Source organism: Pseudomonas sp. C1C7 (genome assembly GCF_013359595.1).
Classification (GTDB): domain Bacteria; phylum Pseudomonadota; class Gammaproteobacteria; order Pseudomonadales; family Pseudomonadaceae; genus Aquipseudomonas.
In genome coordinates, this window is sequence record NZ_JABFMP010000020.1 from 97,758 (window position 1) to 118,529 (window position 20,772).

Genomic DNA, 20,772 nt, shown 5'->3' on the forward strand with positions numbered 1-20,772 from the left:
TGAAGGCTTTGCTGGTTGTGGACGGAGGACTTGCGATCTCGGGCCGAAGCAGGATTACCCGCGATTGAGGTTGCTCCCCGGAGGCGACGATCTAGTTGTGGAAGCCAGTGGCCGCAGTTGGCCGGTTTTAGCCCTTCGTCAGAGGCAGAAACCGGCCAAGAGCGGACTCTCGCGCCGAAATTCGTTCAGGCCTAAAGGAGCACAAAAATCACCATCATCGTCTACAACTTCAGTAGAAGTGATTTCACTATCGATTCGGATTGTTCTCGGTTCCGTGCTTGGTTGTTCATTGATCCATGAACCGACCCATTCCGGCCAACTGGCACAACCAGCAACATGGAGTTCACAATGACCAAACGCCTTGTCGTTTGCTGCGATGGAACCTGGAACAATCCTCAACAAGAAGACAACGGGCTGCCCGCCCCTTCAAACGTCTTCAAGATTCACAACGCCATTGACCTCCCCGATAGCGACAAGTACTACCACCCTGGTGTCGGCGGCGAGGGCGGTGTCATCCGGCCTGTCGTCGGTGGCGCCGTCGGCGCCGGCATCTCCAGGCATATTTGCAGTGCCTACCATTGGTTGGCTAATAACTATGAAGAGGGAGACGACATTTACCTCTACGGCTTCAGTCGCGGCGCATTCACCGCACGCAGCCTTGGTGCCTTTCTCGGTCGTGGCTTATTGAACCTGGCTGGCGTCAAGCCAGCGGAAGCCTGGCTACGCGTTCAAAGGGCCTATGAGGAAGGTTATCGAGCCGAGCGCTCGGTGAAACAGGTCAATAAAAACTGGAAGTCGTTCAATGCCGGCGTCGCTACGCCGGTGCGGTTTATCGGGGTGTGGGATACCGTGGGTGCGCTAGGCGTACCGGATGACTTTGAGTTGCTCAATCTTTTCGATAACCCCGCTGCCTGGCGTTTTCACGACACTGACCTGGGTGATCATGTAGAGACCGGTCGACACGCCATGGCGATCGATGAGATGCGTTCAAGCTTCTGTGTCACCCGCTGGACCAATCGCCAAACCCATAAAGACGTGTCCGAGTTGTGGTTTCCGGGAGTGCACTCGGATGTAGGCGGCGGTTATGCCAGCAGCGGACTTTCCGATGGCGCCTTGCTGTGGATGATCAAGGAAAGCGAATTGGCGGGCCTGCCCTTCCATTCCCACGTTCAAGCAGCCATATCTCCCAACCCTTTGGGCGCTTTGCATAACTCATACAAGGGTGCATTCGCCAAGCTCCGCTCAAGACCCAGAAACCTGCCGGCGATGCATCCCGCGTCCCAGGAATTTCATGAAAGCGCACTGGCGCGGCAGAAGAACTCGCCCCTTGAATACCCTGCGTATTACCCGACAACGATCCTCGGCAATGACGGTGACAGCGCCTCGTTCAATGTCTATGCGGATCAGCACTGGAACCGTTCCCGCCTATATCTGGAGGCAGGGATCGAATACACCTTCAACGCAACCGGTGAATGGCGAGACAGCGAGGATGCCTGCGACTGGAAAGGCACTGAAGACACTAAGTTGACCATGGGCGACGTCATCCGCAGCTTCGCCGGATTCATGGGCGCCGCCGAGCCAATCTACAGCAAAGTCACCGGCAATAGCGGTGCGGATTTCATGTTCACCAAACGCGTCGAAGACAAGAACTGGTTCACCTTGATCGGAGCGATCACCAACGACAACGGAAACGTCGCGGCCGTCAACAACGATGGAAGCCCCTTTGCGCACCAGTATGCCGAGTTGTACCAGCATCGAAGCAAACCGCTGGTATTGAAGCATCCGGGCTATCTCTATTGTTTTGCGAATGATGTGTGGGGCTTGTATGGCAACAATTCCGGAAGCTTGCGTGTGACGGTTACTCGGGTGCGCAAGGCGCCTTAGGGATGTGTGGAGGGCGGCTATCGGCCGATTCTGTTGAAAAAGTCGTCCATGGTTTCTAAGACAGAAAAATACGCGTTTGAGATTGAAATCTGTACTTTGCGCAGAGGGTTCCGGGCTCAGACTTCGCATAGCGATGCGTAAAAAAGGAGTTTTCAGCGGCCTGTATGCATGCAGCCGGAAAGGACTGACTTTTTCAACAGAATCGGCCAATTGCGGACAGTCGTCGTCCTCACCTATATCCTCTCCATTACCTTATCGCTGCCGCATTTCGGGGAGGAAAAAGTAAAAGGAATCAGATGCCTATACATAGACAATTGGGCTATTCACTACCCATCTTGCAACGGACCTAGATTACACCCTGCATTGGGGGGGGGGTATTAGAGATAGGTTGACAAAACCTGATGAGCCTTCCTATCGACAATTAAGGCTTTTCTTGACAAAGCGACTACGCTCTCAAGATATCAATGCTAAACAGTACGAGCTCAAATATTGGCATTTAAATCCCCATCTCCTAAATCAAAGCTCTCTAGCTTGGAGGGTCATTATGCGACTTGCGACGCTTGGACTTTTAATCGCTCCATTGTTGAATGTTGTAGCCTGTGCGGAGGCTGCTGAAACAGCTACGTTTGCAAAAGAAAGGGAGGCAATGGAAATTATTAAAGATTACGCTGCCTTCGCATGTGGTAATGTGTCTCACACTGGAGTAAATGAATCCGTAGAGGTTTCCGCGAGCGCTAAGGCAGAACTAAAAGGCCTAGTAAAAAAACTCGCAGACCTAGGAGCATCCGGGGCAGTAAAGTACCAAAAAGCGGAGTATCAGGGCGTTTTGCAAGAGGATCTAGCTAAAGCCCTGTCTGCAGAGGGAAACTGCAAGCTAGAGGTTCTCAAGACGATGCAAAATAAGCTTTTGCCTTCGCCGCCCCCCAGCATTCCTCCTACAAGGAAACCATCCGCTCTAAAATCATTTTATAATGATATTATGCTGGGAGCCTTCAAAGGAAAAAAATCCTTTGAGATAGGTATAACCTATTCTGAATTCTCAAACTTATATAAAAAAGGACCGGACTGGGAAGAACACGAGGGTGTTGACGACAATAAGGTGCTTATTTATTCCGGGGAAAGTGAAGGAGTAAATTTTGGATACCAGTTTATCTTTACAAAAAACACTAAACGCCTTTGGTATTTTATGGCGAATTTAGGTGCTTCAACGCCACCTGAGAAAGAACTAAAAAAGCAGCCAGACTTTATGAAGCGACGCGAACTAATGGATTTAGTGAAAGATATCTGCAATACGCAGCAAACACTACTTATGAGATTTTCCCGTGAGCTTGGTGATCCACCTTATACGACAAGAGCCATGTATGGAGTTTCAGACCAAAGTAATGCTTACCCTGAATACAAAACAGATATATCACCCGATAGATATTCATACGAGTCATCTAGGGTTTATTTGTTTGCTCCAGCCTCAAGGGGGTGGATTGGTGCGGAGTGGAATATAGAAAAGACTTCCAATGACAAACTAGCTGAGACGGAAGAAAATTTATTCCGCCCCATCGGAAACGGACTTTCATGCCTCCTAAATCTAACGGTTGGCGAAAATACAACCGAGGGAATAGATCACTTTAACTATTCATCTAATCACCTTCAATATCGCCGATCTCACTATAAAGATTTTTCTAGGTAATATACGCTCATTTATTTCAGAGCAAAAAGCCTAGATCTACTTTCTTGCCGAGCATGGCTAGGCTTACGAGCTTATTGACCAGTTGCCAAAAAACCATCACCTTGAACGGATCGAATACCCCTGTGTATCGACTTATCATTAAGGATTAATCGCAATCAGACCGCCCGTCGATGCACGGTGTGACATCCATGTGTAGCACCAGCGATGCGGGGGTTGTGATGCACTTTTACACCATGTGGCTCACTGAACCGGCTCTGCCCGGTAGACTCCAGATAGCTGCTTATAGCCGTTTTTTCTGCGGCTTACCAACGGTAGCGATGGGTCGACTGCTGCCGGTCAACCACAACGAAACTTCATCTTCTTCCTCATCCCCTGTAGCAGATTTTTAGCAACCGTTTTTGGCTCCAATCTCGGGCACTGTCGATGCGGTTCAATACGCCTGGAATTAGAACCGACCATCATCCCTCCCATAAAGTTTTGACGCTGCTACGCTTTTCTGCTCACGGAGGAGTCGCGATGCCAAATTCAGACCTGCTCCCTTCCTTGCTATACAAGATCAATGAAAACCAACTCGCTCTGGAAGCCGCCATCATGGAGCTTACGAACTGGGTCGAGCAGCGCGGTTCTGCGGAGGTCGCCGATAACGTCCGCGGCGTTCTGGTTGCGATTGATCGCAATGAAGGATTCAACAAGATGACGCTTGCAGTGCTAATGACACCCGAGTGACTGCGACCGGCTGACCATAGCTACCGGTCACGGCCTAAAATCATCAGCTTTTTCGGTGATGGATTGGACCACCTAATCCCGAGAGCCTTGTAAATAGAGGCCTTCAGAGAGTCTATTCTTTTCGCGTACCTCTTTCGTACCACCATCCTCTCTTACCCGCCGCCACTTACGAATCTTGTCGCCAGTGACTGTCATTCCAATTCAAGCAGCACCGACACGTTACTCACTCTCGGAATCAAAACTAAAAGCTCCTCCGACCAGCTAAGGCGATGGAGCTTCATGTGCGTCACTAAAATTGTGCCCTGTTATTCCGGCACGGTAAGCTGAGCACCAATCATCCCGCCTGCAAAGGACTTCTGTATGGGTAATCTCAAAGGATTTGAAAAAGAGTTCGCAAGAATTGGTTTCTTCATCCCACCTTTCGTGAATTTCGGAACGCTTTCAGAAATCGTACAGGCTCTCAGTCAGACTCACATCGAATCTGCACTTCAGAAGATTTACACTCCAGGGCATTTGGCTTCCATGGTGGTATCCCGCTACCCTCAGACTCCAATAGTGAAGCAGTACAAAATCATCATTTCAGAATCAATCGAAGCACACTTTCTCGGACTAAATCATGTTGCTGTCGCAGGACTAGTACCCGTCATTGAGGGAACAGCCAGACAACTGCACGAACTGTTTGGCTTAGGGAATGCTCGAAAACTGGAGCTCAAGCCGATGCTAACGGCACTTCTGGGCTACGCGAAAAATGAAACCAACAGGCTAAAACTAGGGGCATATGAGGAAGTCGAGTCAATGCTGGATTCATTCGATCACTATCTCAAACGGTACCTGTACGCTGGCTCAGACAAGTATTCCCTGGCAGACAAAACGAATCGACACGGCATCACTCATGGAGCGTATACTGACATTGATTACGGTACGCCGCTAAATTTCTACAAAGTGATAGGAGCGGTTGATGTTCTATGCCTTGTAGCGAAATTTCAACCATTCTCCCCCCGTGATACTCCAGAAAGCCTAGCCTTGGCAATGTATTATTTAGGCCTGGCCGAGTGGAAAGAGCGGGATCTGCGAGAAAACGCATTGTTCCTAGCTAAAGAAAATTAAATTGGCACACGCCAATTTTGTTGGAATATTAAAGAAAAAAAGCCCTGCACCCCGCTTTACAAGGACTGCCGGGCAGCAACGCAGTACCGGAATCACGAGTGTTTGTTTGAAGCAAGCTGGCAAGGCGGGAAACTCTAAAACCTGAACTCTTTGAATATCGGTTTTATATCATTGCGATGATGACGGGGGCGACATGCCATCTAATGAAACTATTACAATAAATTTGCAACAGATCGAGCTGAGTCAAACTCCAGGACCTCTGCCGGAGGGCCAAGTGCCTATGTACGCTGTCCGTCACGAGAGCGCACGGCACTGGGTAGACCTCAGTCTTCACCTTTCCGATCTCCAGATCACTCTCAGTTGGCTTGAACTTCTAATTCACAAACACACTCAGCGAACCCCAGAAGCAGATGCCTTGTGGACGGCAGCGCTCACCATGTTTTTCAAGTGTTTCAAACGCAGCGCAAGCCGGAGTAAGCTTGACCCATCAGTAGTCCTCGCGAACGAGCCGGAGGAAGGTCGCGAACAGTTTACGGTACTCCAGTCTTTGAGGGACAAGACAGTTGTGCATGATGAAAATGCATACACGCAAGGCGCTGTGTTGGTACCAATTGTCAACCCCGACGGGCCAGTGTCAAAGAGAGGCTCACCAGTTGTGACTCTCTTTAAGGCATCAACGCTCGATGATGGACACATCAACAATCTACGGCTACTTACCTTGGCATCAATCACCTACGTGAATTCTGCAATTGCAGTTGCCTCAGCAGAAGTCAAGACTTACATGTGTTCGGCTTCCCGTGCCGATCTTGTGGCTGCCGGACCGTTCCTCTATACATCACCCTCCGTAGAAACTGCTAACCAGCGAAGAAGCGATTGATCGAAATTAGACTAGGGCGACTGGAGCGTAGCGATAGCAGACACATGGATTTTACTCCGGCAATAATTGCTATTAGCCGCGAACAGTCGCTTCGAGCTTCGATGGTATGGATAGTGATTCGAACCCCTTCAGGCTTCCCTCTGGTCCGCTCTAGGCCATAAAAAAATGGGGCATTGGCAATCAGCGCAAGGCGTGCTGCGGCCTGTGGCGGCCCTGATTTTGCCCTAAACCTTTCCTCCCATTGTCACCGCTGGCCGGCAGCAACCGGCCGATTCTATTGAAAAAGTCGGCCATGGTTTCCTCGGCAGAAAAGTAAGCGCGTGAGATTGAAATCTTTGCTTTGGGCAGAGGCGCCCGGATTACGATTTCACGTAGGAGCGTGCAAAAAAGGCGTTTTCACCGATCAACGATGAGACCGTTTCGGCAAAGCGACTTTTTCAACAGAATCGGCCAGAAGCGGACATTCGCAAGCGGGCGCTATCGGACAGCAACGGACAGTGGACAGACTGACGGCGAAACAGTAGCGTCAGGTTTTTATCTGGGAAATTAAAACCATGTCATCGCCGCCGCACCTCTACAAGTACGAGCGCTTTACCGCTCAGTCGCTTCTGAACCTTAAGGACCAATTAATCTATTTCGGTTCCCCGCTCGCTTTCAATGATCCTTACGACTGCGCCCTTTCACCGCGTATCAAGGAGCCAACTGACGACGATGATAAAAAAGTGCGAAGCCATTACTTAGCGAAGCCCGAAATCGAAAATGGGGTCCGGCGAGAGTTCGAGTAGACATTTCCTACAGTGCTTCGGGATATGCTTCTTCGCATAGGACAAAAAACTGTAGATGACATGATCAAAAAGTTTCTGTCACAACGTGGAGTCAGCTGCTATTCAGAGAAGAAGGACAACTTGTTGATGTGGTCCCACTACGGGGGTCATTGCAAAGGTTTCTGCCTAGAATTTTCAACCTTGGCCGATCCATTTCACAAGATTAAGAAGGTCAACTATACACGAGACATGCCCATTCTCGACATCGTTACGATCCTGTGCGGTGAAGACTCCGACCCTGTCTCCGATCTCTATTGTACCAAAGCGATTGATTGGGCTTATGAGCACGAGTGGCGTGCTATTCATAACCAAGCCGGCACGGCGTATCGGTATCCTTCCGAAGCACTCACCGGCATCTACTTCGGCCCCGACATGCCCCTAACTGCGATTGAGATCATCGCGTTAGTTCTCGCAGGGCAAAATGAACACGTCCAGCTCTGGCAAGGCTCTCGTAGCAAGTCTAACTTCTCAGTTGAATTTCAGCCCGTAGAATACATGTCACATCTGGAAGCAAAGCGACTAGGACTGCTGGTGACGGCAGGTACTTAATCGGCCAGTAAAATTGCCCCTCGAATTTTGATATTTGCTGCCCGTACAGCATAGCAGGCTTCTTTCGGCCAATTGCTGCCTGTCGTAACCGGCTAAAATCGACCCGAAGCGGACATCGCTATCTACCTTGAACGTGGCCGTCGCATTAGACTTCTGGAGAGTTATTGGCCGCTGCAACAGCGTCTTGTTTGCGAGGTCGCGGAACCTGATGCTTATCCCGCAAATGAACAGCAGTTTCTTGGATGCTCGGATAGACGGTTGTTGCGTTGATGTTGATTCGGTCGAGCTGTTCGAGAATATGTGGTTTGTTTTGGATCGTGACTCGGGCGATTTCAATCCCATCCTGGCCGGCATCAGGAAGCGCAGCCTCGTGCCCAAACAGCAGAAATGCGCCGGACTGCGACTTGATGCGCGTATTAGTTCGTTTTGCTTTTACGCAGATGATAGAACTTATGTGGTCTGGGACAATCCGCCCCTCGAAAAAACCTTTCTCCGACTTGATGTGGTGGAGCAGTTTACCTACGACGTCAGTTCCATTAAATGCGTCCTTATCGAGACCGAGATCGATGTCATTCTTCTGCGCATACGTGAGGTTGGAGAGATTTGAAAGGCAACTAACGGTGTCCGAGTCAAAATATTTTACCAATTGCGACTCGACTTTGAAGACGATGACCTCACCGTCAAATTCCGATTGGTCTTTTTTGCCAGAGCAGGCGAAGAAAAGCGCGACCAAGGGATTGCTAGAGATGTCGAGCAGTCTAGTAGGTAAGCCGTAGTGCTGCATGCGCACAAGGCGGTCAAAACAATACTGATCGCCCTGGAATTCATCGTAATGCGCAATTAATAGTTCCTTGCAGAGTCGGTCCTCGCTCGGCATAAACATCCAGTCACCATTTTCCCATTTGCGCAGCAGTGAAGGCGTCAGCTCATAACTGGCGTTACTATGACCTCGGAAGAAAGTTTCGCTCGCGTCTTTTCCCGGCGAGGCGTAGAGCAGTTGAAGAAAGGACTCCACGCTATCGGCGATGCCAAGGATCTTTTTATCGCGAGGCGGAGGCTGGACCGTTGTATCTTCGGCGCGAGGCGCCTCAGGCGTGTCAATGAGATGAGCAAGGGCGGGCTTAAGATTGGCCAATCGGCGCAACACCATCTGCGCTTCCCCTTCACGGACAGCCCAGTGAGTGCGGTGGAGCTGGAATAGATCCGCGCCGAACACCATCTGGGCTGTCTCGATGTCGTCGAACTCGACCTCACCGAAATCGATCGCTGTCTCGAATAGGGTGGAGACTTCTTTTACCCCGGGCGTAGTTTGGGAAATTCGACCGTATTTGATGAGCATCGAGACGCGGTCTCTAACTCGCTTGATCTCGCTACACAAAAAGGTCGGTAGCTTTTCCAGAAAGGCGATCGCTGTGGTGTCGAGGATTTCAAGCCGCTTCTCAATGTCGGTTGGCGTGTATTCGAACATGCGCCCCCGACCCATCGAGATCTCATTGTCGTTCCCTGCGAGATAATTCCGATTTCCGAAGGAGATGTAGTTGAAGCTCTGCACTATGTGTCCTTGTCCCGTCATTTCTTGCGTTGCTCAACTTCATAGCACAGTTTTGCCAGTATTCAAATTACCAACAGGCTCAGGATGGTGGAGATGATCAAACAAGCGATGGCCGCTACAGCCATGAGGCTGCGGAGGCTCGGGTCGGCACTACCAAAGCACAGCGCGACAGGCTGCATGCCTACGTCCATCCCCTAAGCGGCTGCTATGGGTCCAGGCTGTGTGAAAACGCACTGAACACTTCGAAAGCTGAGAGCTACGGGCGTTGCCTGCGAAACCAACAGACGGAATCGCGAATTGCCCTAGTCAGTTACATAGGCGTTCGTTAGTGCTGTTTGGGCCGCGTCAGCGGCCCAAACAGCAACTCACGGACGATCAAGCGGGTGGATCACGCCCTGATCGCTTCAAGCAGTCCTGAGATACCGAAGATGCTCATCATTCGTTTGAGGTTGTAGGCCAGCACATGAAGGCTCATCTCGGTGCTTACCCTCGGCAGGGTTTTGGTCAGGAAGTGGGTACTCCCCATCCAGTATTTGAGCGTTCCAAATGGATGTTCAACGGTCTGTCGGCGGCGCCTCATCATCGTTGGATCATTTTCAAGCCGTACCTGCATTGCATCGGCTACGGCTTCATGTTCCCAGCGCTTTACCCGGCGCTCCTTACCCGTCGTACATTGCTTGTGCATTGAGCAGGACTGGCACCCCGAGAAGTAGTAACAGTGCAATAACATGCCGTCTTCCACTGAAGAATGCCGCCGGGTCAGCAACTGTCCCGCAGGGCATCGATACACGTCCGATGCGGCAAGGTAGATGAAGTCCTGCTTACCAAATCGCCCTTCGGCTTTGCTGCCTGATGTCAGGGGTTTCGGTACGAAGGTGGTGATACCAGCCTGCTCGCAGGCAAGGATTTCCAGACCCTTGTAATAACCTCGGTCGGCTACCACCGTCAGCGACTCGGCACTGATCTCCTCATGCGCCTGGTTCGCCATATTGCTGAGTGCGTCCGGTCATTGCCAACGTTGGTCACCTCATGGGCAATGATCAGATGGTGTTTGTCATCGACGGCCGTTTGTACGTTATAGCCAACCGTTCCGGTGCCTCGGCCGCTCGTGGCCATTGAGCGTGCATCTGGATCGGTGAGGGAGATTTGCTGGTCTGGGCTGTCGTGAAGCTGCGCCTCGATGTCTTTGAGTTTCTGCATCTGCTGTTTCAGGGTTTCATTCTTTTCTTTCAGCCGCTCGGCTTTGGCTTCAGCCACTTCGGGCGTTGCCCGATCCGCCGAATCCATTGCCGCCAGATATCGATCAATGCTCTGCTCGATCTGCTGCATGCGTGCCTTCACTTTGCCCTGGGTGAAGTTGCGGTCGCGATTATTGACGGCTTTGAATTTGCTGCCATCGATGGCGATGATCGATTGAGAGAAGAGATTGAGGTTACGACAAAGCACCACGAACTGGCGGCATACGCTGCGAATGGCTTTGCCGTTGTCCTTGCGAAAGTCGGCAATGGTTTTGAAATCCGGAGCCAAACGCCCCGTTAGCCACATCAACTCGACGTTGCGCTCGGCTTCACGCTCAAGCCGGCGACTGGACTGAATACGATTGAGGTAGCTGTAGATATAGATCTTCAGCAAGACCGCTGGATGGTAGGCGGGGCGACCCGTTGCAGCAGGATCGACGCCCTCAAAACCAAGTGCACCCAGGTTGAGTTCATCGACGAAAACGTCGACCACGCGCACTGGATTTTCTTCGGCTACGTAATCGTCCAGGCACTCCGGCAGCAAGGTGACTTGCGTCCGAGACTCACCTTCGATGAATCGCTTCATGATCGTCCCCACCACGATCTAGGCGATCAGAAGATTAGACAATCGCAGGCGTTTTCACACAGCCTGGGTCGGTTTCAGCCGGTCGTGGCAGGCAGAAACCGGCCAATTGAAGACGTTCTCTGGCCTCTCAACAGGTATCCCACGTAAGTTCTTCTAATTGAATGGTTCCGCGACCTTTTAACTTTGCGGACACCAGTCCTTATATAAGAAACCAAGCGCTGTTCGGCACAGCGAATGACAACCATCGAGGAGGGGAAATCCGATCAAAACTTTATCATTAAAGCTTCTCATTCTGTTTCAGTCAAAAGTCCCGGAATTATTACCCCACCAACAGGAAAAATTAACCCACTGAAAATAGCGAACTTTTCCCCGCTATTGAGGACTATTCCCCACTAGCCTATTCGCAAAAAAATCTGGTAACCCGTTTACGGAACCTGCGAATAACAACGCGTGGGACTGATTGCAGGCAGCCAATAGCGTTCAGGCTGGAAAGAATGGCCGCCCCCTTCTTGGGGATGTGAAGCTGACTGCAAAATAGCTCGCCTCTTGATCCGAGGTTCCCGAAGGTGGCTGCTATCATTTTGATACTTGAAAGCCCACTCCATGGATGCAGATCGATGAAGCTGAAGCGAGAAGCCCGGACACTCAAGAATAAGGCCATCGCCTCCCTTCGCCGCGGCTTGGAGGTGTTCAATGGGCATGACGACTTGGGACGAACGGAGTCTGTACTGCTTCACTTGCAACACAGCAGTGAGATGCTCACCAAAGCATTGCTAGTGCAAAAGGCAAAGCAGGTCTTCGATAAAGAGCGAGGAATCGCGATAGGCCTTGATAAGGCTCTGAATGTAGCCACGTCCAATGGCTATATGACTGGAGCGCAAGCGGGTGCTATCCGGGCGATGGATACCATGCGAGATGCTGCGCAGCATTGGATGATCGTGGTTCCGGAGGATGCCTTGTTTGTCTCCGCCCGCGCCCTACTTACCACGCTGGATGAAGTTTTAGTCGAGCACTTCGCCGACACCCTCGCGAACAACCTCCCGCTTCGTGTACTACCGCTATCCACCACGGCGCTACCTAGTTTCGATGTTCTGGTAGATCGCGAATTTCGGCACATTGCGGAGTTATTGGCGCCGAACAAACGAGCGAGGGACGAGGCTCGCGGTCGTATCCGTACGCTATTGGCGATGGAAGCTCATGTAAGTGAGACCGTGAAAGTATCAGAGCGCGACATTGACCGTATTGAGAAGGCGATCAAGGACGGTACTCAGGTAGACCAGGTTTTCCCTAGATTGATCGCTCTGGCTAGCAATGTCACCGGCGAAGGCCCAACACTTCGGGTTCACTTCACCAAAAGGGATGGAGCGCCGGTTCGGTATGTTTCAGGTGATGATCCGGAAGCAGCTGGTGCCATTCGGGAAGTTGACTTGCAGAAAAAATACCATCTCAGCCCTACCGCCCTCGCTGACAAGCTTGGTTTGAGCCTCAATAAATGCAAAGCCTTACGCGTGATGTTAGAGATAGATAACGACCAAGCGAATATGATGACGTTCGAGTTCGGGAGCCAAAAGCATCCTCGGTTCTCCGACAATGCGTTACGCATTTTGTACGAAAACAATCAGCCGGAAATTGTAGAGGCGGCCTGGCAAGGCCGCGCTAAACGTAAACGGTGATGTATGGTTATGGGCCGCACCGGGACACCATCATGATCCCTTGACTAATGGCGGCCAGTATCCCGGCAGTTGAATCCGGCTCTGCGCTTCACGGCCGAAGAGCTTCGCTCCGGCTTCGCGCTGAAAGGAGGGACGCAGCGGATCACTCACTTTCATTCAGCAGCCTGCTTCGGAACGGCTTTGTGTGTACGGGGCTTGCGCTTGGCCGCTGGAGCCTCGCGCCCCTGTTTCAGTTGCTGCTCCAGCGTATCGGCACGGGCGTGCTGCGCTGCGGCACGTTGCTGAGATTGGCTGAGCTCGGCTTGAGCCGACTCCAGGCGTCGCTGTAACTGCTCGATTTGCCGCCCCGCTTCCTTGAATTGGGCCGTCACGGCTTTGCCCTCCTCCCGCGCCCGGTCAACCTCGCGAAGCGCACGATCTTCCACGCCACGCACATAGTTCTCCTGCGCCACGCGCTCCTGCTCGGCCCGGCGCCGAGTCTCCTGCAGATCCTGCTGTAACGCTTGATTGTGCTGTTGTGTTTCAAGGCGCTCCCGCAGCAAACCTTCACGCTGCTGCTGCAAGTCTTCAACCTGCGTCTTGCGTTGAGCCAACAACAGCTCCAGGTCGACCAGGCGCAACTCGACCGCCTGGCGTGCGGCCACCGCCTGCGCCGCCTGATGACGAAACTGTGCCGCGTCTTGGCGCGCTTGCTCTTCGACCGCTGCCGCCCGTTCAAGCTCTGCGGCCAGCACCTGTCTCTGCTCGATCAGCGCCCGCTCGGCAACGCCCTGGGCTGAATGAATGGCCTGCTGCCACACTGCGACAAAGGCCTGCGCCACTTCCGCGGGCAACCCGGGCAGGCGGGATTCTCCGCGCAGGCGCCCAGCCAGTTGCTCCCACCACTGATCGAGCAAGCTACCAACCCGGGCCGGACTGCCACGCCCCAGCTCCAGGCGAACCCGTTCGACGGTCGGGCGCTCACCGCGCGCCAACACCGCATCGGCGGCGGCAAACACCTCGTGTTCCGGTACCCCTACCGCCATGGCCCACCTCCGGCTATATTAGATCTGATAAATAAAGTTTATCCGACTCTATAATTTTTTAACTGGAATTATAATACGTTGAACGTAATAATTATTACAAAACAATTGACGTTGGTCGAAGATACCCCGTTGGACCTGCATGCCCTGGCCGTAAACGCCCAGCACGCCGCAGCGGCGTTTCTTGCCGCCGGTACGGCGGCCAACACCGTGCGCAGTTACCGCAGCGCCCTCGCCTACTGGTCGGCCTGGCTGCAATTGCGTTACGGCCAGTTGCTCGGCGACGCACCACTGCCAGCGGCCGTTGCGCTTCAATTCATCCTCGATCATCTGGCACGGCCGCTAGAAGACGGCACCTGGACTCACCTGCTGCCACCGGCGATCGACGCAGCGCTGGTCGACGCGGGCATCAAGTCCAAACCTGGCCCACTGTCCTACAACACGGTCAGTCATCGCCTGGCCGTGCTCAGCAAATGGCACCAACTCAATGGCTGGAGCAGCCCGACCGAAGCCGCTCCAGTCAAAACGCTGCTGCGCGAGGCACGCAAGGCGCAAAACCGTCAAGGGCTTCAGGTGCGCAAAAAAACAGCCGCGGTGCTCGAACCGCTGCAGGCGCTGCTCGCCACCTGCGACGACGGTGTACGGGGAGTTCGCGATCGTGCCCTGCTGCTGCTCGCCTGGAGTGGTGGCGGCCGGCGCCGCTCGGAAGTGGTCGGTTTGCAAGTCGGTGATGTGCGCCAACTGGATGCGGATACCTGGGTCTACACCTTGGGCGTCACCAAGACCGACACCAGCGGCGTTCGCCGGGAAAAACCGCTGCGCGGCCCGGCCGCCCAAGCACTGTCGGCCTGGCTGAAGGCGGCACCGACCGACGCTGGGCCGCTGTTCCGCCGCCTGTATAAAGGTGGCAAGGTCAGCGCCGATGGGCTGTCGAGCGACCAGGTGGCGCGTATCGTCCAGCGCCGCGCCAAATTGGCCGGTCTCGAAGGCGATTGGGCGGCACACAGTTTGCGCTCTGGGTTCGTCACCGAGGCGGGTCGTCAAGGCGTGCCAATGGGCGAGGTGATGGCCATGACCGAACATCGCAGCGTCACCACCGTCATGGGTTACTTTCAAGCCGGCTCCCTGCTCAATAGTCGAGCCACGTCTCTATTGCCTCCCGACGACCCGCAGCAGAACGAATCGGCAGAACCCGAGCGTGATTGAAGTGGTGGGCAGAGCGCCAGGACACAAAGGCAAGGGAAGAGAAAGGTCGCGTTACCGCTGCAAAATCCCGATCATGAGTACCGTAGCGCGCACCAACCGTTATTCCTTCCCCGGGCAAAGTTAATACGCCAGCACCGGATCTTGGAACCGCAATGGCGTCAAACTCTCCAGACAGTGTTGCAAAAGCTATCAATGCAAGATTGGCACTGAAGCGAATCTTTTCAGCCCATATTATTTGCGCCATACCAGACCTCAGCAGAGGACAGACATGAAGGGTAGTGCTGGTAATGGATCACACGGTATGAGGTACATGCTGCCGATTCGATGAATGCCACCAACCACAGTGGTTTTCGAGGCAACTGAATTTGCTCAAGCAGGCAGCTGTCCGGTATGGCGGAGGGCCGATCAATCATCCGAGCGATCGTCGTGATCGATTCAACAACCCAGTCGCAGAATTGGTGTGCAAGAAACCAGGAGAGGACAGCCGTGGGCCCCGCCCGCCTATCGACGCTTTTTGCAGTGGCTGAAAGCCAATTGTTTATCACTGACCACGAGAAGCTGTTGCCCTCCAAATGACCCGGCACATTGGCTAGATTGGATTCTCCACACCAATGCCTTAAGAGCAGGCCGAACGCCTCCTCGCGGTAGCGTTGCAAGCTATTTTGCGTGTCTACTGGCCTGGCCTCTCCGAAGGGTTGGGACTCGATTTTCCAGCATTTGCGCAGATTACGTAAAATAGACTTCAAGCATTGCACGAGGTAACTGGTAAGTTCTGCTGAGTCGCTAGCGGCATCATCCGCAACCCGTTTGCGCCCCATTCTGACCCGCGCGCCTCTGATCTGAATATAACCGGCACAACTGCTCCAATCCTTATCCGTCCAATTCCGTCCGTGCAATGGTAGGTTCACCATGGCGCACCATTGATCAAAGTCGGAATTACAAGCACCGTAAACCAGGTAGCCAGGACACGCATTTTCATCCGCACCGCTGGCGCAAACATTAGCGTCATTTATAGGCTGTACTGCACTTCGCAACCCATTCACCCATGCCAATCGCCGAGCCCGCTCTTCTGTGTGCAGGTCAAAAAAAACTTTACCTCCATGTTTTACTCCTAGAGGTTCGTGGCAGTGAGCACAGCGAAATGGAAAACTCAACAGCCGACTGTTCCAATCGTACAACATCGATTCGCCACAATAAGCACAGTCAGTTCTTAAGTACAACAAATGGAAGGGGCATTTTCGAAGTGCTTCGGCCTGAAAAATGGTGTAATGCCGATGTACACTGGCGCAGATGGAGCAATATCGAAAATACAAACAGTTAATGGTCACCCTTAGTACAGGATGCCATGAAAAAAACATCTCATTGAGCTGTGACTCGGAAACACCAAAACAACACATTACCTGATCAGGCTTGATTAGTACTAGATTACCCAAGCCTCTTGAGCCGGAGTAATAACTCGGCATTCGGCTTTTAAACAGACTAATAAGATCTCGCTTCCTCAATGTATTTTCGAGAGCAAATCGTGATAACACGGAATAAATCGACTCATGCCGATCAACTGTTAGACCGGATAAGCAACTTTGCTCATTCGGCCGAGCTGACCGATCAGCATTAATTAAGTAATTAAGACTACTCACTATCATAGCAACGCCTCGACGATGGACTGGCAAGAGCCGACAAATAGACTAAAAAATCACCTTGTCCAATCAAAAAATCAATAAACCCCCTATCAATTGTGAAATCAGGCGCATCTTTATAACAGTAGTCTTCAAACAGAGCTTCTACTAGCATAGTGAGATGCTTCATCGGAATCCAATACTCTAAAATCTTACCATTTGCATCAATTACATCGACAAAGGCACTCCATATAATCTCGGTTGCGTCCTGTAGGCGAAAGCCAGCTAAATAGGCTTGCGGAAAGAAAAAACGTGTAAATGGCCATTCTGGATTAGACTCGAACATCGAGTCATACCCGCCTAAAACCATCTTTAGCTCTTCAAGATCCCTGATGCCATGAAACTCGACGACTTGCCGCATGAGGCGATCAACCACCACACCATTCGCCCGCTCGATATAATTTTTCCTAAACTCTACCAGAGTTTGTTGCCCTACCATCACTGAGATAAGCCTAACGTTGTGGCGCTCCAATTTGTCGTAGATTTCACACAGCCAGTTTAGCTGCAAATCTGTCCACTTATGTGGCTCATCGATAAATAGCAAAAACAAACGCTTTGCGTTGCACTGGCCCATCGAAATCATTTGGTCCACCGCACGTCTTTTACACTCACCAGAGCTGCCGCTCGTTTTAACCCCAAGCTCTTGACAAATATCTGCAAAAAAATCGCGCTCCGATACGTATAATTTGGTTTCACCATCCAAGGTGGCCGAATACAGACCTTTGTATTTAGCTTTTGCGGTCATCTCCAGATACTGAATGGCCGACGATTTACCAATTCGCCACGGTCCACATATAATGAAGCCGCCCGCGCGTCGGCGTAACGCCATATCCAGGTGTTCCCAGGCCAGGGATATCGAATCAGTAGGAATGAGGTAGTCTTGCGAGCACAGCGCATGTTCTGCAACCGGCTTCGGACGAATTATAGAGTTGTCCTGAATTTTCATTTTTTACGCCCCGTCAGTACATATCCGAGTGTCAAGCGCTCAGTCGGCTTAACGACGGGTTTAGGCGGCCGTTCGGCAGTTTCCGGTAACGACGCAGTTCCAACATGTTTAAGGTTATAGGTGGAGGTCTCACGCTCTTTCCAGCCCTCCGCCAGTTGCAGGGAGCGCAATAAATCGGGTACAGAGTCACCTTCCCTATAGGCAATCTGTCCGTTTTTGAGACTACGCTGAAGTCGAAGCCGTAGCTTCTCACTGTGAGGGGAACTCCAAAGGCTTGGTGGAAAAATCTCGCCTAAATAACCCCCTTTCCGGCTATAAACACGTAGGTAGGAAATATTCCTAGGGTCCCACTCAATCATCACTTCGTCGCCTACCGAAAAGCTCAGAACGGGTAAATTTCTATATCGGACGCCTTTGAAATTTATAAATGCGCTTTGCGGACCATCTTCGTGGACATGAACTATGGCTGTCCGACTGGTGAATTTTCGGATATCACGATTTTCCGGGAGCAGCTTGGGAAATACAATGTCACGCTCAGTCACCGAGCGTAAGAAAAGCTGGAGTGGGCTGTGAGGAGTAATCCCTGAATGCGGTCGACCATTGTAGTCAGATATCACCACATCCAAAGCATGATGCAGCTCATCCACGGTCAAAAGCAAAGATAGATCGCCGCCTTTTGGTGCCAGACGTTTGATGATTTCGTCCTTTGGATGCGAACCCGTTGTTCCCACGACACGATGAGATAAATTATCCACCAAATAATGGAAAAAAGTTTCCACTATCGCGCGTTCGTTGGGTTTGTGCGGTGGCCCGAAGTCATCTATGCACCCCAACACATGGCGGAGTTTTACCTCAACATCCGTCGCTTTATGAGACATGGCATTGTCAAGTTTATAGATTAACCCGCAGCACCACGCTAATTCAGGATTCCTCTCACTGGGAAATCCACCTTTAACTTTATAAGAGAGCCCTGGAATAACTGGTACTGGTTTTTTATGCGGCGCTATTGAGTTGTAGATGGCGGTTAGCAGATCCGTCTGATCATAATTCTTGCCCAATGCCAAACTGTAGCCAAGCACACAGCGGGTAAAGACATCGATCACCAAAATTACCCATAGCGTAAGAATTTCCGTTTCACAGGTTAGTCCATAGGTGTCGACCTCTTGCACTGTCAAACGAATATCAAGACTATGACCATCTAGCTCAATCTCTTGGAGTGGTTCAATCGGTGGAAGGATTGCAAGATCTTCAGCGCCCCGAGCTTGTGCGCGCTTTTCTTCGGCAATTTCACGAGCTTTATGGTGCAAGTGTCTGGCAAAACTTCGCTGCGCTTTACCCTCTCGGGTAAAGGGGTACTGGGGAGCGCAAATACCGAGCTCCTTGCACTTTGTTAAGAACCCGTTATGAAAATCCACCAACCGCCTGGTTCCACCTTCCTGACGAGACTTGTACAGACTGGCATAACGCCGTATTAATCGATCAACTTCCGGATACTGGCGTAGCAATAGTGAAAATAAACACGCCTCCCCTGCCGCTTGCTGTTTATCTACTTCATCCGTGGTTTCTAGGTGGCGCTCATTGGGCTTGACTCGGTACTGCAAAATAGCGGCTCGATAGCCTATATACTCTCCCTCCTCATCAGGCTGAAGTGCTTTTTCGATCATCAGGTACAAGGAGGACTTCCCCACCCCGTACCTACTCTGAATTTCCTGACAACTAGCTCCTTGAAGCAAGAACGCCTTCAACGCAGATATCCGACCCTGGATTTTGCCCCTAGCCGCCTCAGGAAATGCCCGCAAGTCGGGAACCGGCCAATCTTCGAATTTAACACCCTGTTGCAACAGACTCGACTTGGAAAATCGTTGTTCTTTTATTTTCATTGGGAGTCTCCTTTTGAAGAACATACAACCAACGTACTGTTATCGAGCATTTTCTCGTGCAAGGAAGGCACGTGAAATTTACCGATACGGACCATTTCCAGCGCGACGGCCAGTCCTCTGCCTTCGCCGAATCCATCAAGCTGATCAAAGTTACTAAGCGCACATGAAGAACAACTTCCGAGACTGAACAAAAATTCTTTTACATTCTTCTCTGTAATCTCATCCTTCCATCGACTAATCAATGCTAGAATTTTAAGACGATTCCATACTTCAAATTTTGCATCAGTTATCACTTCCCGCCCTAGTCGCTTACAGGCGATGCCTATCGCCGAGCAGAATCTCTCGAATGCCTCCTCCACCGCCTCTCGCCCCGCTTCGGCGATATACACCAAGGTCTGATAATTCAGGTATTCGAGCTTGAACGCCACAAAAAGGCGCCCATCCGAAGTTTTGAAAAAATTGTTTACTGAAGCAAAACTTATCAGATGATTATCAAACTCTAAACGAGCCCACTCTATTAACTGCGTCCGGTAATAGAATTCAAATGGACGCCGGTTCTTCATGCTGTATACCCTGAACAGATGTGCCCCCTTTGGCCGCGAATTACTTTCAAATGGTATTTCTCCTAGTAAGCCGGAATTCTCAACGTGCATAGCGGCGCCCTCCATAGGCGACAGGAAATTCGTTAACACAGGATGGGGTTTAAACCAGGCCGAAAGGTCGCCTGCGGTAATGTCCGCAATACGTGCCCATGGTTTATTGGGTGCTGGGAATAGGAACACTACACGCCGCAAATTGGTTGAACTGACGGCAGGAGCCTCAGATATCAAACGACATAACGTAGGTGTGCCCGTACCGATCAGGCTGTACGACAAAGGTAGGGGGAATTGATCAACTGACAACGCGCGGCGAACGAAATCGTGTTCGCTAGCAGCGTCAAAATCATTGAATAGGCAAAAAAAAGACATGCCTTACCCCCAAGAAATGAATTCTTTGGAAAGTAAGGTCTGCTTTGTCCTCTTAGATGTACGCGGGGGCATCCTCACAACAGCGGATGAAAAGTATCAAGCCGTTCATTCAGGTTGAAATTATTTTTATTTTTTAGAACTACTCACCTAAAAGAAAAGCTCTATCAATGGAAAGAAAGATTCTTGACGCAAAAATAACAATCAAAAAAATCAACAACTTATGCGATTACCAACCGCAAAATAATTTCTATAAAAAGCGGTAAAAAGTCTACGCTTTATGTCTTGACGATTTATAGTCCATTTATTGTGTCGCAGGTGTCGAATACAACATGGACTTTTTACATAGGTTATTAGCTATAAAATTTACTTTATAT

12 protein-coding genes and 1 pseudogene are annotated in these 20,772 nt (G+C 51.2%); 7 read left to right on the forward strand and 6 right to left on the reverse strand.

Annotated elements, in window-relative coordinates; translation table 11 throughout:
- The first annotated feature begins 348 nt into the window (after nucleotides 1-348).
- The 5 genes from HNO86_RS17715 to HNO86_RS17735 all read left to right on the forward strand — a co-directional run bounded on the left by HNO86_RS17715 (nucleotide 349) and on the right by HNO86_RS17735 (nucleotide 7,651).
- Nucleotides 349-1,884 carry a DUF2235 domain-containing protein gene (locus tag HNO86_RS17715; protein ID WP_175378223.1) on the forward strand — a complete coding sequence of 512 codons (1,536 nt, stop codon included), beginning with the start codon at nucleotides 349-351 and terminating at the stop codon, nucleotides 1,882-1,884.
- A gap of 544 nt (nucleotides 1,885-2,428) precedes the next feature.
- Nucleotides 2,429-3,568 (forward strand): hypothetical protein, encoded by a 1,140-nt coding sequence (locus HNO86_RS17720; protein WP_175378224.1) that lies wholly within the window; start codon nucleotides 2,429-2,431, stop codon nucleotides 3,566-3,568.
- Nucleotides 3,569-4,084: 516 nt separating this feature from the next.
- Nucleotides 4,085-4,294, forward strand: coding sequence for a hypothetical protein (locus tag HNO86_RS17725; RefSeq protein ID WP_175378225.1), 210 nt, complete (start codon nucleotides 4,085-4,087; stop codon nucleotides 4,292-4,294).
- Nucleotides 4,295-4,654: 360 nt separating this feature from the next.
- Nucleotides 4,655-5,401 (forward strand): hypothetical protein, encoded by a 747-nt coding sequence (locus HNO86_RS17730; protein WP_175378226.1) that lies wholly within the window; start codon nucleotides 4,655-4,657, stop codon nucleotides 5,399-5,401.
- 1,788 nt (nucleotides 5,402-7,189) lie between these two features.
- Nucleotides 7,190-7,651 (forward strand): DUF2971 domain-containing protein, encoded by a 462-nt coding sequence (locus tag HNO86_RS17735; RefSeq protein ID WP_256672675.1) that lies wholly within the window; start codon nucleotides 7,190-7,192, stop codon nucleotides 7,649-7,651.
- Between the two features lie 145 nt (nucleotides 7,652-7,796).
- Here the strand turns inward: HNO86_RS17735 and HNO86_RS17740 are convergent, their stop codons facing one another.
- On the reverse strand, nucleotides 7,797-9,203 hold the full coding sequence (locus HNO86_RS17740; protein WP_175378228.1) for an FRG domain-containing protein: 1,407 nt from the start codon (nucleotides 9,201-9,203) through the stop codon (nucleotides 7,797-7,799).
- Between the two features lie 388 nt (nucleotides 9,204-9,591).
- Nucleotides 9,592-11,027: pseudogene (locus HNO86_RS17745) on the reverse strand (IS1182 family transposase).
- A 617-nt stretch (nucleotides 11,028-11,644) separates the two neighbouring features.
- Between HNO86_RS17745 and HNO86_RS17750 the strand changes: the two are divergent.
- Entirely contained in the window at nucleotides 11,645-12,700 is a 1,056-nt protein-coding gene (locus tag HNO86_RS17750; protein WP_175378229.1) for a hypothetical protein, read from the forward strand.
- A gap of 152 nt (nucleotides 12,701-12,852) precedes the next feature.
- On the opposite strand, the gene HNO86_RS17755 is transcribed toward HNO86_RS17750, so the two are convergent.
- Nucleotides 12,853-13,725, reverse strand: coding sequence for a DNA-binding protein (locus tag HNO86_RS17755; protein ID WP_175378230.1), 873 nt, complete (start codon nucleotides 13,723-13,725; stop codon nucleotides 12,853-12,855).
- A gap of 78 nt (nucleotides 13,726-13,803) precedes the next feature.
- Here HNO86_RS17755 and HNO86_RS17760 point away from each other — a divergent pair, with 78 nt between their 5' ends.
- A complete protein-coding gene (locus HNO86_RS17760; protein ID WP_175378231.1) occupies nucleotides 13,804-14,928 on the forward strand; it encodes a site-specific integrase in 1,125 nt (374 codons plus the stop codon).
- Between the two features lie 1,629 nt (nucleotides 14,929-16,557).
- On the opposite strand, the gene HNO86_RS17765 is transcribed toward HNO86_RS17760, so the two are convergent.
- The 3 genes from HNO86_RS17765 to HNO86_RS17775 are packed head-to-tail and all read right to left on the reverse strand — an operon-like array spanning nucleotide 16,558 to nucleotide 20,398.
- A complete protein-coding gene (locus HNO86_RS17765) occupies nucleotides 16,558-17,550 on the reverse strand; it encodes an ATP-binding protein (RefSeq protein WP_175378232.1) in 993 nt (330 codons plus the stop codon).
- On the reverse strand, nucleotides 17,547-19,430 hold the full coding sequence (locus HNO86_RS17770; RefSeq protein ID WP_175378233.1) for a Mu transposase C-terminal domain-containing protein: 1,884 nt from the start codon (nucleotides 19,428-19,430) through the stop codon (nucleotides 17,547-17,549). The genes HNO86_RS17765 and HNO86_RS17770 overlap by 4 nt, the downstream gene beginning before the upstream one ends.
- Nucleotides 19,427-20,398, reverse strand: a complete 972-nt coding sequence (locus tag HNO86_RS17775; protein ID WP_175378234.1) for a hypothetical protein — start codon at nucleotides 20,396-20,398, stop codon at nucleotides 19,427-19,429. The genes HNO86_RS17770 and HNO86_RS17775 overlap by 4 nt, the downstream gene beginning before the upstream one ends.
- Between the last annotated feature and the right edge of the window lie 374 nt (nucleotides 20,399-20,772).